Annotated in this window: 14 protein-coding genes; 10 read left to right on the forward strand and 4 right to left on the reverse strand. The window is 40.9% G+C overall.

All coding sequences use genetic code 11. From position 1 onward, the window contains the following. The first annotated feature begins 21 nt into the window (after positions 1–21). From mtgA to aroC, 4 genes are all read left to right on the forward strand, one after another. A complete protein-coding gene (mtgA, locus tag A4U55_RS06635) occupies positions 22–693 on the forward strand; it encodes a monofunctional biosynthetic peptidoglycan transglycosylase (RefSeq protein ID WP_080534141.1) in 672 nt (223 codons plus the stop codon). A gap of 231 nt (positions 694–924) precedes the next feature. Continuing rightward, a complete protein-coding gene (gene ppk1, locus A4U55_RS06640) occupies positions 925–3072 on the forward strand; it encodes a polyphosphate kinase 1 (protein ID WP_049148703.1) in 2148 nt (715 codons plus the stop codon). After that, a complete protein-coding gene (locus tag A4U55_RS06645) occupies positions 3069–3554 on the forward strand; it encodes a YchJ family protein (RefSeq protein WP_063454141.1) in 486 nt (161 codons plus the stop codon). The genes ppk1 and A4U55_RS06645 overlap by 4 nt, the downstream gene beginning before the upstream one ends. A gap of 116 nt (positions 3555–3670) precedes the next feature. Then, complete coding sequence (gene aroC, locus A4U55_RS06650) at positions 3671–4777, forward strand: chorismate synthase (RefSeq protein WP_003662565.1); 1107 nt, start codon at positions 3671–3673, stop codon at positions 4775–4777. 119 nt (positions 4778–4896) lie between these two features. On the opposite strand, the gene A4U55_RS06655 is transcribed toward aroC, so the two are convergent. Further along, positions 4897–5427 (reverse strand): inorganic diphosphatase, encoded by a 531-nt coding sequence (locus A4U55_RS06655; RefSeq protein WP_003660140.1) that lies wholly within the window; start codon positions 5425–5427, stop codon positions 4897–4899. A gap of 40 nt (positions 5428–5467) precedes the next feature. After that, entirely contained in the window at positions 5468–6211 is a 744-nt protein-coding gene (gene lipB, locus A4U55_RS06660; RefSeq protein WP_003660137.1) for a lipoyl(octanoyl) transferase LipB, read from the reverse strand. Between the two features lie 212 nt (positions 6212–6423). Here lipB and pncB point away from each other — a divergent pair, with 212 nt between their 5' ends. After that, on the forward strand, positions 6424–7656 hold the full coding sequence (gene pncB, locus A4U55_RS06665; protein WP_003671222.1) for a nicotinate phosphoribosyltransferase: 1233 nt from the start codon (positions 6424–6426) through the stop codon (positions 7654–7656). A 97-nt stretch (positions 7657–7753) separates the two neighbouring features. Here the strand turns inward: pncB and xseB are convergent, their stop codons facing one another. Continuing rightward, positions 7754–7984 carry an exodeoxyribonuclease VII small subunit gene (gene xseB / locus A4U55_RS06670; protein WP_003660134.1) on the reverse strand — a complete coding sequence of 77 codons (231 nt, stop codon included), beginning with the start codon at positions 7982–7984 and terminating at the stop codon, positions 7754–7756. A 227-nt stretch (positions 7985–8211) separates the two neighbouring features. Here xseB and A4U55_RS06675 point away from each other — a divergent pair, with 227 nt between their 5' ends. Next, positions 8212–9657, forward strand: coding sequence for an SLC13 family permease (locus A4U55_RS06675; RefSeq protein WP_003660133.1), 1446 nt, complete (start codon positions 8212–8214; stop codon positions 9655–9657). A 136-nt stretch (positions 9658–9793) separates the two neighbouring features. Here the strand turns inward: A4U55_RS06675 and A4U55_RS06680 are convergent, their stop codons facing one another. Further along, entirely contained in the window at positions 9794–10738 is a 945-nt protein-coding gene (locus tag A4U55_RS06680) for a LysR substrate-binding domain-containing protein (protein WP_003660131.1), read from the reverse strand. Between the two features lie 204 nt (positions 10739–10942). On the opposite strand from A4U55_RS06680, the gene A4U55_RS06685 reads away from it, so the two are divergent. From A4U55_RS06685 to A4U55_RS06700, 4 genes are all read left to right on the forward strand, one after another. Next, on the forward strand, positions 10943–12487 hold the full coding sequence (locus A4U55_RS06685; protein ID WP_063454251.1) for an AmpG family muropeptide MFS transporter: 1545 nt from the start codon (positions 10943–10945) through the stop codon (positions 12485–12487). Positions 12488–12490: 3 nt separating this feature from the next. Beyond that, positions 12491–13378, forward strand: coding sequence for a peptide chain release factor N(5)-glutamine methyltransferase (gene prmC, locus A4U55_RS06690; RefSeq protein WP_003660128.1), 888 nt, complete (start codon positions 12491–12493; stop codon positions 13376–13378). A 23-nt stretch (positions 13379–13401) separates the two neighbouring features. After that, complete coding sequence (locus A4U55_RS06695; RefSeq protein WP_063454142.1) at positions 13402–14163, forward strand: HesA/MoeB/ThiF family protein; 762 nt, start codon at positions 13402–13404, stop codon at positions 14161–14163. An 83-nt stretch (positions 14164–14246) separates the two neighbouring features. Continuing rightward, complete coding sequence (locus A4U55_RS06700; RefSeq protein ID WP_063454143.1) at positions 14247–15572, forward strand: ABC1 kinase family protein; 1326 nt, start codon at positions 14247–14249, stop codon at positions 15570–15572. The last annotated feature ends 46 nt before the right edge of the window (positions 15573–15618 follow it).

A 15618-nucleotide genomic window follows, 5' to 3' on the forward strand; every position in this document is an offset into this window, starting at 1 on the left:
TTAACAGATGAGTATTTTAGCGTGTTTCGCACATTTTTTAAATGGATTCTGACACCTTTATTGATGCTATTTTTTAGTTTTCATATGATGGTGATGGGGCTGTTGGTGGTGTGGGGGAATTTGCCTGTTCAAAATTCTGCTTTTATGCTTTGGCATAGGTTATCAGGCGGTCGTGTTACCCAAATTTGGGTAGATTATGATCACATTGCCAAGTCTGCCAAGCAAGCTGCCATTGCCAGCGAAGATGGTAAATTTGTTGCCCATTATGGATTTGATTTTGACAGTATGCAAAAAGCCATGCACCGTAACGAGAGTCAGGGTGCGGTATCGGTAGGCGGCTCAACCATCAGTCAGCAGCTGGCAAAAAACTTATTTTTGACATCGCATCGCTCTTATGTCAGAAAAGCAGAAGAAGCCATCATTGTTGTGATGATGGAAACCTTATGGTCAAAGCAGCGTATTTTGGAGGTATATCTCAATGTTGCTGAATTTGGCGAAGGGATTTATGGTATTGAAGCTGCGTCACGGCATTATTTTGGGCGTTCGGCAGTAAATTTAAGCCGTGATCAGGCGGCTTTATTAATCAGTTTGTTACCAAATCCTAAATATTATGGTAAAAGACCCAATGCCAAGCGTCTTAAAAATAAGCAAAGGATTATCATGCGGCGGATGAATGGTGTGCAGATTCCTTGAGACTGTTTGGCTATATATTTGCTTCATGTGTCATGCAATTATCATTAATTTTTGGTATTTTAATAAAGATGCTTAAGCACTCACATGGCAGTAGGGCAGCCAGTTATGAGTTAGTTAAGATAAATAATAACTTAATTTTAATCATTAAAATTTAACATGAATCATCAATTTCGCCTTCAGGCATTATACACATCTATCCGCCAAATTTTAGCAACTTTTAGGGAATATGCCATGATTAACACTATGAATGATGTCAATCAAGCCAATCACGCTGATCATACCAACCCAATGACGCAGATTGATCATTTATTTGACGAAAAAGGTGCTTTTACGCCTAAATGCTATATTAACCGTGATTTATCAGCGTTAAGATTTCAGCTTAGAGTATTGGCACAAGCTGCCAACCCAAATCATCCTTTGCTGGAGCGTATGTTCTTTTTGACCATTTTTTCCTCAAATTTAGATGAGTTTTTTGAGATTCGTGTTGCAGGCTTATTGCAAAAAATGAAACAAGGCGATCAGGTGAGTAGCTTAGATGGTCGAAAGCCCAGTGAAATCTTACAAATCATCAGCGATATCGCTCATGGTGCTGTTACGCAGCAGTATCAGATTTTAAATGATGAAATCCTGCCGCAGCTTGCCGAACATGAAATCCGCTATTTGCGTCGTGATGAGTTGAATGCCAAGCAGCGTGCATGGCTAAAAGACTATTTTGTCAGCCAAGTCAAGCCAGTATTGACACCCATCAGTATTGACCCTGCGCACCCATTTCCAAGACTGGTGAATAAATCTTTGAACTTTATCATCAGCCTAGAAGGCAAAGATGCCTTTGGGCGAGATATCAATCGTGCGATTGTGCCAGCACCTCGTTCATTACCTCGTGTTATTCGCTTGCCTGATGAGATTACTGACGGCAAGGAGCATCATGTGATGCTCTCAGCGGTCATTCATGAGCATGTCAATGAGTTATTTTTGGGCATGAAAGTAACGGGTTGCTATCAGTTTCGCCTGACACGCAACGCAGATTTGGCACTGGCTGACGATGTTGATGATATCGCCAAAGCGTTAGAAGGTGAGCTTGATAATCGCCGCTTTGGTCATGAAGTGCGATTAGAGGTTACCACAAATTGCCCTCAAGACATTTGTGATTTTTTATTAGATGAATTTGAGCTTGATAAATCTCAGCTGTATCGTGTCAATGGTCCTGTGAATTTAACACGGCTTTTGACCAGCTTTGATAGACCTGAATTAAAATTTAAGCCCTTTACGCCCGCCATGCCAAAGGCATTTCGTGATATAGATATGAGTAGTGCAGGCTCTATGTTTTTGGCAATATCACGCCAAGATGTGCTTGTTCATCATCCATTTCATACCTTCAATCCAGTGATTAACTTACTGTGGCAAGCAGCAAGCGATCCCAATGTTCTTGCCATTAAGCAGACCATTTATCGCTCAGGGGTAAACTCTGAGATTGTACAAGCACTTGCCGCCGCCGCTCGAAGTGGTAAAGAGGTGACTGCGGTCATTGAGCTGCGTGCTCGGTTTGATGAAGCGTCAAATATCGCTGTCGCCAATATGCTCCAAGAAGCGGGTGCTGTGGTTGTTTATGGTATCGTAGGCTACAAGACACATGCCAAGATGATGCTGATTGTACGCCGTGAAAATGGCAAAATTCGCCGCTATGTGCATTTGGGTACGGGTAACTATCATGCAGGCAATGCCAAGGCGTATACAGATTATGGGCTGTTTACCGCTAATGCTGAGGTTACCGAAGATGTGGCAGGCGTGTTCCAGCAGCTGACAGGTATGGGTAGACCACTGCCATCAAAACAAATTTTACATGCACCATTTACGCTCCATGATACCTTGATGCGTTTGATTGATCATGAGATTGCCCATGTCAAAGCTGGCAAAAAAGGGCGTATCATCATGAAATTTAATGCACTCACCGAATGCAAAATCATTAATAAATTATATGAAGCAAGTATCGCAGGCGTTCAAATTGATTTGATCGTGCGTTCTATTTGCTGCCTTCGTCCGCAAGTGGTCGGCCTGTCTGAGAATATCCGTGTTCGCTCAATTGTCGGGCGTTTTCTTGAACATACCCGAGTATATTATTTTGCCAATGGTGGGGAAGAGCGTCTGTACTGTAGCTCAGCGGACTTAATGGATCGAAATTTATTGCATCGTGTTGAAGTGGCATTTCCTATACTTGATAAAAAGATATTTAAGAAAATCTATGAAGATGGCTTGATGAATTATCTAAAAGATGATGTACAGGCTTGGGAGCTGTTGGGTGATGGGAAGTGGCAACCGCTTTTAGTATCAGGTGGCACACACGATGCCCAAAAAACCTTACTTGAGAAAATCACCTTGTGAAAGTAGATGATAACTGCCCGTGTGGCTCACTAAAATGCTATACTCACTGCTGCCATCGATATCATGGCGGTGATGAGTTTGCACCCACTGCCGAATGTTTGATGCGATCTCGCTACAGTGCGTTTGTCATTCAAAATATTGATTACATCGTACAAACCACTCTACCAGCTTTGCAACCGCTTTTGGATGTCGCTGCACTAAAGGCATGGGCAGAGCAAACTTGGTGGACTTATCTTAAGATAATATCTACTACGCCTAAAATTGGTAAGCGTCATGCCCAAGTGCATTTTTGTGCGTATTTTGAAGAGTTGGGCGTTCAAGGGTGTCATAATGAGCGTTCGGCATTTGTTAAAATCAATGAAAATGGACAAAATCGGTGGTATTTTCTTGATCCGACATTGCCAATCACTTTGAGTGGCAAGCAGCCATGTTTATGCGGTTCTGGCGAAAAATTCAAGGCATGTTGCGGTAAATTTTTATAAATCATTGTTTATTAATCATCATGATATCTAAAAGGCAAGGTATCAATATCTTGCTTTTTAATTACCCAAAATATGCTAAAATAACGCATTTATATTAATCCGATAAAGGCAGTATCATGGCAGGTAATACCATTGGGCAACTATTTACTGTAACAACCTGTGGAGAGTCGCATGGCACAGGTTTGATGGCGATTGTGGACGGCGTGCCACCAGGGCTTAAGCTTGATGCTAAAGATTTACAATGTGAGCTCGATCGCCGAAAGCCTGGCACATCCAAATTTGCCACCCAGCGTAAAGAAGAAGATAAGGTTGAGATTATCTCTGGTGTCTTTGAGGGACATACAACAGGCACACCGATTGGGCTTTTGATTTATAATACCGATCAAAAATCCAAAGATTATGGCAATATTGCCAATACATTTCGCCCAAATCACGCCGATTATACTTATACCATGAAATATGGTTTTCGAGATTATCGTGGTGGCGGTCGTTCATCAGCTCGTGAAACAGCCATGCGTGTGGCAGCAGGTGCAATTGCCAAAAAGTACCTCAAAGAGCGTTTGGGCATCGTGATACGAGGGCATGTTACCCAAATTGGTACACAAAAAGCCCATGCACTTGATTGGGACTTGGTGAATACCAATCCGTTTTTTTGTGGTGATAAAGATGCCATTCCCAGATTTGAAGCACTGGTGACATCGCTGCGTGAACAAGGCACCAGTTGCGGTGCTAAGCTTGAGATATTTGCCGAAAATGTCCCTGTCGGGCTTGGTGAGCCTGTTTTTGATCGTCTGGATGCCGATATTGCTCATGCCATGATGTCAATCAATGCCGTTAAGGCGGTAGAAATTGGCGATGGTTTTGATGTGGCAGCTCAATTTGGGCATGAAAGCCGAGATGAGCTAACGCCTGATGGATTTACTGGCAATCATGCTGGCGGCATTTTGGGCGGTATCTCAAGCGGTCAACGCATTCGTGTTGCCATCGCTCTAAAGCCGACCGCCAGTATCACCACACCTGGTAAAACAATCAATTTGGCTGGTGAAGCGGTTGATGTGATTACCAAAGGTCGCCATGATCCTTGTGTGGGTGTGCGTGCCACACCAATTGCTGAGGCGATGCTTGCAATGGTGATTTTAGATCATTATTTGCGTCATCGTGCTCAAAATGCTGATGTTGTGCCACCAATTGAACCGATCAATAAGCCAGCAACATCCTATTAGTCAAACTTTGTAATATCAATGGGTAACAAATCAATAAAATGGCTAAAAACTCATCTTTTTTAGCCATTTTATTTATAATGATATTATTTAAAGAACAGTAATTTTTTTTAATGTATGACTTATTGCTCTGTCCAGCGTTTTTGGCTTTCTTTGATGACCTCTTTGGCAGTGTTGGCATCAAAAAAGCCCTCAACCACAGTTGAGCCTGGTTTTTTTAAGTCTTTATAATGACTAAAATGAAATTCAAGTTGCTTTATTAACTGTGGTGGTAGGTCGTCAAGACTATTATAGGCGTTGCCATTATTACGATCATCGGCAGGAACAACGATGACTTTATCGTCGACCTCGCCATCATCCACAAATTTCATTACCCCGATGACTTTGGCTTTAAGAAAAATACCCGTCGTCAAAGGCTGTTCTGTGATGATTAAGGCGTCTAATTCATCACCATCTTCGTCTAAGGTTTGGGGAATAAAGCCATAGTTGCATGGTTTGGCAAAGGCAATTGGCTCAACACGATCAAGCTCAAAGCATGCCAAATGACGATTCCACTCAATTTTATGATTTGAGCCAGTCGGAATTTCAACAACCACATTGATGATACCATCATCAACATTGCCAGCATCTAGAATTTTATTAAAGTCAGCCATGATTTGCTCCATAAAGTAAATAAGATAATAAAAACCAAGCTTATTTTAGCGTATCTTGGGTTCGTAATTCAACCAAACCAGCGTGCCGACGAGCAATATTTTTAATCAACTGGGTGATAAATACCCCCATATCATCTGCTGTAAATTGCCCAAAACTTGATAATTTCGCCATTGGCATCCCTGCATAGCCACAAGGATTGATGGCATGAAAGGCACTTAAATCATTGATAAGATTAATGGCGATACCATGATAGCTAAAACCTTGCTTAATCTTAAATCCTAAACTTGCAATCTTACCAAGCATATCGCCTGTATGATTATAAATATACACACCGGGTGCATCACGGCGTGCTTTGACGGTGAGTGTTTTGGGTAAATAGTGTGCCACAATATCAATGATGGCTTGTTCGGCATGGCTGACTAAGTCTCTTACGCCAAAATTTAAACGATGTAAATCAAATAGCCAATACACGACCAATTGACCATCTCCATGCCAAGTGACCTGACCGCCTCGATCTGTTTGAATGATGGGCGTGTCTGTACGATATAAGATATGCTCAGGTTTGCTTGCTTGCCCAAGTGTATAGACATTTTGATGCTCAACAATCCATAGCTCATCAGCATGATGCTGATTAATTTTCTTATTCTCAATGCGTTTTAATGTGTGGTTTAGCATGGATTCATGCACGGTCTGATAATCGGCATTATCCAAAAGACGCACCGTCAGCGTATCGGTGGACAAAGCAAGTAAATCAAGGTGTGAAGATGGAATGATTTTATTCATAATAAAGCGGTTTGGTTTGTTAAATGGTTGATGTTATATTGCTTTTATTGATGATATTAGATTGGTGTCAAAGTTTGTGATAATATGCTAAAAACGAATGTAATTATGATAAGGTGTTTGGGATAAGAATGCAAGATGATTGATAAACTGATGCACAATCAATAGTTTTTGTGTATGATAGGCTGACATTTACCTAAACTTGGATAAAACTTATGAGCGTGATTTTAAATGATAATCAGCCCATCATCACCTCGCTGCTTGATAATGATTTGTATAAATTTACCATGCTACAAGCCATGTTACACCAATTCCCACAAACGCATGGCGTATATCGATTTCGTTGTCGTAATAATCATGAAACCGCCTTTGCTTTGGGTGAGATTAAAGCAGATCTTGAGCAGCAGCTGGATTATTTGTGTCAGCTAAAATTTACTCAAGACGAGCTTGATTATCTGCGTGGCTTAAGATTTATCAAATCAGATTTTGTGGATTATTTAGAATTATTTTCACTCAAACGCCGCTTTATCACCGTTTCAACTGATGAAAATCATTTTTTAAATATTGACATTGAAGGTCCGATGATCCAAGCGATGTTTTTTGAGATTTTTGTACTTTGTCTTGTTAGTGAGCTGTATTATCGCCGCTTGGCAACTGATGATATCATGGCAGAAGGTCAAAAACGACTGGATGCTAAGATTGCCTTATTGCATGAGTATCACGCCAAACAAATCACGCAGCCAATGCCTGCCGATAACGCTTTTACGGTGGCTGATTTTGGGACACGCCGCCGATTTAGTAAAGCTTGGCAATATCATGTGGTCAAATCGCTTCATGAGGCTTGCCCTTTTATTGTTCGTGGGACTTCTAATGTTTATTTGGCAAAACAGCTTGGTATTACCCCAATTGGCACCATGGCACATGAATTTTTACAGGCATTTCAGGCATTGGATGTCCGCCTAAGAAATTCTCAAAAAGCCGCTCTTGAAAGTTGGGTGAGAGAATATCGAGGTGACTTGGGTATTGCATTGACCGATGTGGTTGGTATGGATGCGTTTTTGCGTGATTTTGATTTGTATTTTGCCAAGTTATTTGACGGTCTTCGCCATGATAGTGGCGACCCATACGAATGGGGTGATAAGGCGATCGCCCATTATCACCAACTAAAAATTGACCCAAAAACCAAAATCTTGACTTTTAGTGATGGTCTAACCCTACAAAAAGCATGGGATTTACATCAGTATTTTAAAGATAAAATCAAAACGGGATTTGGAATTGGTACAAATTTAACGAATGATTTGGGTGAAGTGCAGTTAAACATTGTTCTAAAACTGGTTGCTTGTAATGGCCAGCCTGTTGCCAAGTTGTCAGACAGCCCTGGTAAGACAATGATTGATGACGATACTTATTTGGCATATCTTAAGCAGGTCTTTGAAATCAAAGCATAAATATAAACATTAAACAGCCAAATACTGACTCAGTTTGCCATTTGGCTGTTTAAATTTTATGTATTGTTCAGTCAATCTATGAAATATGTATAAAAAATTATTCAGATGATTTATCTTGCGTGGCGACTTCTGCTTGTTCAAACGCTGATTGCAGTGCCTGCTCTACCGCTTCAATACGAGATTGACAAACACGGTATGCCGCCAAAGACTCCTCAACCAGTGTTACTAAGTTATCAATATCTAAATTATCATAGTGTTCAAGTTTATCGGCATTAGATTGTAAGATTTGGTAAGCGTCTTTAAAGTTTTTGGGGGTCGTGTGGCTCATAGTTTTTATCATTTGGTCAAAGTATTTTGGTTATTGTAACGAATTTTTGGGTTGATGTTAAGTTGTTTGTTCATTTAAACCAAAAAGATAAGGTTTATCAAAAAGATGGATAAACCTTATCTATTATTATCACAAAATAATTGCAAATTATAGTATTTTTGTTATTATATTTTTATTGGTAATTATTGAATTTTAAATTGATAAAAAATTATGGTCAAGGACTTGGTATGGCACAATCAGATCAATCAAAACAAACAGACTTTACGCTAAGAACGGATTTTCAGCATGATGATGATGGCGTACCACCATCAGGTGAGGTGCGACCCGATGCCATCAAAGGCATCGTGATTACCGTTATTGCAGCCATCATCGCTTATGTGCTGTATGCTTTTTTACCATTTGAGCCTTTGGCAAATAAAGGCTTGGCACTACTTTCATTCATTGGTATTTTATGGCTTACCGAAGCGATCCATGTGACCGCAACAGCGATTTTGGTGCCGCTGCTTGCGTTGTTTATTGGTATTCCTGATTTTAATACCAAAGCGGCATTAACCAGTTTTGCCAATCCCATTATCTTTGTCTTTTTTGGGGGATTTGCATTAGCAGCCACCTTACATGTCCAAAAGCTGGATAAAAAAATTGCCTATGGCTTGATTGGGCTGGCTGGTGGTCATTTGGGGCGTGCTGTGATGATGATGTTTGGTGTTACAGCAGCGTTGTCCATGTGGATTAGTAACACGGCGACAGCTGCCATGATGTTGCCTTTGGCAATTGGTTTGCTGGCCCAAGTAGATGCCAACAAAGATCGTAATACCTTTTTATTTGTACTTTTGGGCATTGCTTATTCTGCCTCTATCGGTGGTTTGGGTACATTGGTTGGCTCGCCGCCTAATACAATTGCCGCCAAAGAGCTTGGTATTGATTTTCGTGAATGGATGAGTTTTGGTTTACCAATGGCAATTGTGCTGATGCCGTTTTTGATTGGTGCGATGTATGCCATCTTACGCCCAAATTTAGGTCAGCGTGTTGAGCTGGGTACTCAAGAAGCCATTCCGATGACTTTGCCACGCATTTTAACAACGATTATCTTTATTGCCACAGCAGCTTGCTGGATTTTTGGTAAGCAGTTGGGTGCTGTTTTAGGCTTTAGTAATCCTGATACGGTCATCGCTTTATTTGCTGCAGTGGCGGTATTGCTGCTTGGTTTGGTCAGCTGGAAGCAAATCTCGGATAATACTGACTGGGGCGTATTAATGCTCTTTGGCGGTGGTATTGCTTTATCAGATGTGATGAAAGATACGGGTGCATCTGCTGTCTTGGGTGAAAGTATTGCGACATTCTTGGGCAATTCATCAACTTTATTGGTTATTTTTGTGATTGCAGCATTCATCATCTTTTTGACGGAATTTACCAGCAATACCGCATCTGCTGCCTTACTTGTGCCACTGTTTGCACCAATTGGCGTTCAGCTTGGGCTGCCGCCTGAAGTTTTGATTATGGTTATCGGTATTGGTGCATCTTGTGCATTTATGATGCCAGTTGCCACACCGCCGAATGCCATCATTATGGGTTCGGGTCATGTCAAACAAAAAGATATGATGAAAGTTGGCTTTTGGCTAAACTTAGTTGCCATCGTGATTGTAACCGCATGGGCGTATCTATTCTTGGCTTAATGTGATTGTAACAACAAATCCCCAAATGAGATTTTGGGGATTTTAATCTTTTTGATTTTTTGTAAATTCTCATTGACCCTTAAAATCAAACAACCATCACTCAAAGGTGGCTTAAAAAGGTTTTTTGGGGCTTGAATTAGTTTTGGTCAAACTGTGCTTGGCATAATTTGATAAACTCATGACCAAATTTACGAATTTCGCTATCGTCACGCACCGCAATCCAGCTGGTAAATCGCCCAAAATGGTTCACAGGAATGGCAACCAAATCAGGATAATGCTTAGGCTGATATGCCATCTCGGCAATAATACCAACACCAAGCCCTGATGATACATAAGTGCTGATGACATCTGAATCAAGTGCTGCCAAAACAATGTCAGGATAAAATCCTGCTTTTTCAAAGACCTTATCAATCGTGCCACGACCCGTAAAGCCGCCATGATAAGTGACAATCGGATAACTGGCTAAGGTCGGTAAATCAACACCATCAGGCACATCGGCAAATTCTGCCAGTTCATGTGTTTTTGGAACAATCACCACATGCGACCAATCATAATAGCGATGACAACGAAGCACGGCATTATTAAGTAGCGACTCGGTGGCAATACCAATATCGGCTTGACCACGAATCACCATTTGAGCAATCGTTTCAGGATCAGCCTGCTGTAATACTAAGTTGACTTTATCAAATTTTTCACGAAATTCTTTGACAATTTGGGGTAAGACATAGCGGGCTTGGGTGTGTGTGGTGGCAACAGTCAAAGTGCCTGCTTGAGCATTATTAAAATCAAGGCTTAAATTCTCAATGGTACGAATTTCAGCAAAAATCGCTTCAATGTGTGGCAAAAGTGCCCGACCGATAGGGGTTAGACCTGTTAAACGCTTACCTTGACGCGTAAATACATCTGCTTTTAGCTGATTTTCAAGTGCAGCGATTTGCTTAGATAGGCTGGATTGACTGGTGTGCAAAAGCTCAGCTGCTTGGCTAAGATTATAGCCATTCACCACAGTATGCCAAACAGTCTCAAGCTGTTTGAGCTGAATTTGTAGATGACGCTGGTTGATGACAATGTCGATAGCCATAAAATTCCTTGAGTAAATAAGTTGTCAAGATAAATTGGCTCATCATACCGAATTTTTACCCAAAAAGGTAAAAAAATTTACTAAAAAAACAAGAAAAGTATACAAAATTCAGCTAATTCAGGTAAAATGCAAAGAAAGATATCTCCTATTTTTACGCCATTTTGGCATTATTATTTGATACCATTAAAATTGGATGACATGATTATGAGCAGGATAACTCAATCTTACACAAAACCAAGTGCATGGCAAGCATTTTATCACGCATATTTTAATAAACAGTCAGTTGCACTGTTATTTTTAGGATTTTCAGCAGGCATACCCATTTTATTAATTTTCTCAAGTTTGGGGCTTTGGCTTCGTGAAGCAGGCATTGACCGTGCGACAGTGACGATGTTTAGCTGGGCAGCACTGGGCTATTCATTTAAATTCATTTGGGCACCGCTGGTAGATGCACTGCCGCTGCCGATATTAACTGGGCTGCTTGGCAGACGCCGCAGCTGGTTGCTGTTCACCCAAATTTTGGTAATTACTGCTTTGGTTTTGATGGCGATGACCAACCCTCAAAGTGGTGAGGCGATGTTAAGCATCATGGCGGCAGGTGCAGTTTTGCTTGGATTTTCTTCAGCCTCCCAAGATATCGTGATTGATGCGTATCGTATTGAGAGTGCACCTGCTGATATGCAGCCTGCTTTATCGGCAACCTATGTTATGGGTTATCGCATTGGGATGATTGTATCGGGTGCAGGTGCGTTGTATTTGGCAGATTTTTTTGGTTCAATGATGGAGGCTTACTCTTATCTGGCATGGCAAAAAACCTATTTGATTATGGCAGCTGTCATGGGTATTGGTATTTTGACCACGCTGGTGATTTCAGAACCAAAAACAGTGGTTAAGCCCATCACCCAAACCTCAAAAAACGACCTGAGACTTGTTGTTGTCTTTATATTGTCTGTATTGGCATTCATCTTGGTATTTCGTGGCATGGGTAGTATCCTACCTGAGACTGATGATGTTTTACTGCAATTTGTCTATGGAACAGTGAGATTTATGCTTAGTATCATCGCTTTTGGTTTGGCAAGTTTTGGATTGGTCCAAGCCAAAATCGCCCCCAAAGAGATGGTTATAAAAACTTGGGTTGATCCTATGGTGGATTTTTTTCATCGTTATGGTCAAAAGGCAGTGCTTTTATTGGTATTGATTGGCTTGTATCGCATCAGTGATATTATTGCTGGTAATATCTCAAACATTTTTTATCAAGATTTGGGCTTTAGTAAAACCCAAATTGCCGATGCTGTCAAAGTTGTGGGTGTGGTTGCTTCGATTGCTGGCGGATTTGTTGGTGGCTGGCTTGCCCAAAAGATAAATATCATCAAAGCGATGAGTCTTGGTGCGATTTTGGCTTGCACAACCAATCTGTTATTTATTTTTTTATTTTATACGCCAACTGTGCCGATGATGTACTTTGCTGTCATTACAGATAATTTGGCAGCAGGTTTGGCCAGTACCGTATTCATTGCGTTTTTATCAGCATTAACCTCCATTCGGTTTACTGCGGTGCAATATGCATTATTTTCATCATTAATGACTTTGTTGCCCAAATTAATTGGTGGCTATTCAGGTAGTATCGTTGATGCAACAAACTACGCATTTTTCTTTGGATTTACCTTTGTGATCGGTATTCCTGTGTTATTATTGATTTATTTGGTTAATAAGCATATTGATATCAACCAACCGCAAATTGATGAATGAGCGATGCAAGTATCCAATCGGTTAGCCCTAACAGGTCTAACCATTAAACAAATTCGTGCAATCTTTAAGCAGCTTCAGTCTGATGTATTACCAATGCATTGGCTTGATGGTTGGTTGATGCATGTGCTTGATAAACCCTTTATATTTCTGATGACGGATGAAGATTATCAGCCAACTTTGGAGGAATCATCAAAAATTACCGCAGGTATTATGCAGCTGTCAGCAGGTAAGCCTTTGGCATATCTGACTGGGCAACAAAGCTTTTGGGGGCGTCATTTTTTGGTGAATGCCCATACGCTGATACCCAGAGCTGATACTGAAATTTTGGTTGAGACAATCTTAAATTATGCCAAAGCTCAACAAAAAATCCGCCAAACAGACAACAAAAATTTGGTTAATATTTTGGATTTGGGTACGGGTACAGGTTGCATTGGTATTACGCTGGCACTGGAGTTGGAATTTGCTCAAGTAGTTTTGGTAGATATCTCTTCTGAAGCACTTAAAGTTGCTGAGCAAAATAACCATCGCCTGAATGCACGGTGTCAACTTTTGCAATCACATTGGTTGCAGAAAGTCAGTGGTCAATTTGATATTATCGTCAGTAACCCCCCTTACATCAAAGAAAATGACGAGCATTTGGTGAATCTTAAGCATGAGCCAATCACGGCACTTGTGGCAGCTGAAGATGGTTTGACAGATATTCGCCATATTATTGAAACAGGTAGGGCGTATCTCAAAGATGGCGGATTGATGGCAATTGAGCATGGTTTTGATCAAGCGGAGGCAGTGCGTAACTTATATTTGTCATCTGGTTATCTTGATGTATATACTATCCAAGATTATGGGGGTAATGACAGAGTAACGCTTGGGAGATATAAAAACTGTGGATAAACTGCGGATCAATAAGGTGTGTTATGGACAGTCATACAGTTGATGGTCATCTTACTGATGATGAAATGATGCGATATGCTCGTCAAATCTTGCTAGATGATTGGGATATCACATCACAAATTCGCCTAAAAAATAGCCATGCGATTATTGTGGGTATGGGCGGCTTAGGCTGTCCTATCGCACAAATCTTGGTGCGAGCAGGGATTGGCTCAATAGATATCATTGATCATGATGTTGTTGATTTCAGTAATTTGCAGCGACAGATTTTATACACTGCGTTGGATGTCGGTAAATCTAAAGCGATGGCTGCCAAAGATGCACTACAAAAGCAAAACGAATGGGTGAGTATCACCGCCATCACTGATAAAATCACCCAAACCAATGCTGATCAATTCATCAAACATACTGATCTTGTGATTGATTGTACGGATAATTTTTTGATTCGTGATATATTAAATCGCACTTGTCATCAGCACAAGCTTGCACTGTTATCAACATCTGCCATCGCTCAGACAGGTCAGATTGCGCTTTATACGACTGATACGGCGTGTTATCAGTGCGTCTTTGGTGATGCGTTAGGCGATGAGATGAACTGTAGTACCTCTGGTGTGTTGGCAAGTACCGTATCTGTGATTGGTGCTTTGGCATCACAGGTTGCACTTAGTTTTTTGGGCAAGCATATCAATCCGATTGCCAATGAATTGCTGATTTGGCAAGGTGAGCAATTTCAATTAAAAAAACTAAACATTTGCCGTGATGAGCATTGTTCGGTTTGTGGCGCATGACCGCCAAAGCAGTTTAAGTATTTTTGTGGTACTCTTGAATTTACGGTCTTTGATGACCATTTCAATTATTTCATAAAAAAACGATGATTATGCCAACATTTTTACCAAAAAATCCAGTATCTACCGCCAAAAAAGCACTGAACCAAAGTGTGCATGTTTTAGGTCGTATTCAAAAAACTGCCAGTGTTGCAGGCTTGTCAGCACTTAGAATGGCTAAGGGTGATAAAATGGATGCGTACCTTTTGCGTGAAGCGTTTGAGCAGATGGGCGTAACTTATATCAAACTTGGGCAGTTTATCGCAAGCACGCCTTCTATTTTCCCTAAAGCGTATGTTTTGGCTTTTCAAGGGTGTTTAGACCAGACAGCGCCAGTACGATTTGAACAAATCCGCCAAGTGTTGATTGATGAACTTGAAACGCCTGAGCGTGGATTGGGTGATATTTTTTCTTATATTGACCCTAAGCCTCTGGCATCTGCCAGTATCGCCCAAGTGCATAAAGCGGTACTTGCTGATGGCAGACAAGTGGCACTAAAAATCCAAAAACCAGGTGTAGATACGGTCATGCAAACCGATTTGGGGGTGCTGCATAGTGTATTTTGGGTGTTAGAAAAAGCAGTGCCTAGCCTAAAAGCGGCAAATCTTGCACCAATTATTGATGAAATGCGTGCCAGAATGTTGGCAGAAACTGACTTTTTGGCGGAGAGCCATCATATTGATAAATTCTTAGCACATCTACATCAATTGGGTAATACCCAAGTGACTGCCCCCAAGGTACATCATAGATTATCCACCAAAAAGGTGCTGGTCATGGACTTATTAGTCGGTAAGTCATTGGTCGATGAGTCGCTTGTTTGGGATGGTACAGTAGGCAAAGACAGTAAAAAAATCATGAATGATGTTTTGGATACATGGTTTTTATCCTTGATGATGACGGGTGAATTTCATGCTGACTTGCATGCAGGCAATCTGATGCTACTTGATGATGGACGAATTGCTTTTTTAGACTTTGGCTTAATGGGGCAAATTCAACCAAGTAGCCTGCAGGCATGTTTTAATTTGGTACAAAGCCTACAAATGAACGATTATCATGGTATGGCACAAGCGATGGTCAATATTGGTATGACGCACGCACCTAATAAGATGAATATTGATCATCTGGCAAATGACTTACGGCGGATGCTTGGTAAAATCATGCCTGAGTCCACGCCTGCACCAGCCAATAACGACAGCCTAAATGTCATGATGCTAGAAATGGTCGATATTGGTAAGCGTCATGGTATCCATTTCCCTAGAGATTTTGCATTATTAACCAAGCAGCTTTTATATTTTGACCGCTTTATGGTAACTTTGGCACCAGATATGGAGCTGTTTGAAGGCAATCGCTTGGACTTGGTTAAATTGAATTAATCTGTCTGCGTGCATGTGATTGGGCTAGATTTTAAATTTAATACAT

It is taken from the genome of Moraxella catarrhalis, from assembly GCF_001632285.1.
Lineage (GTDB): Bacteria > Pseudomonadota > Gammaproteobacteria > Pseudomonadales > Moraxellaceae > Moraxella > Moraxella catarrhalis.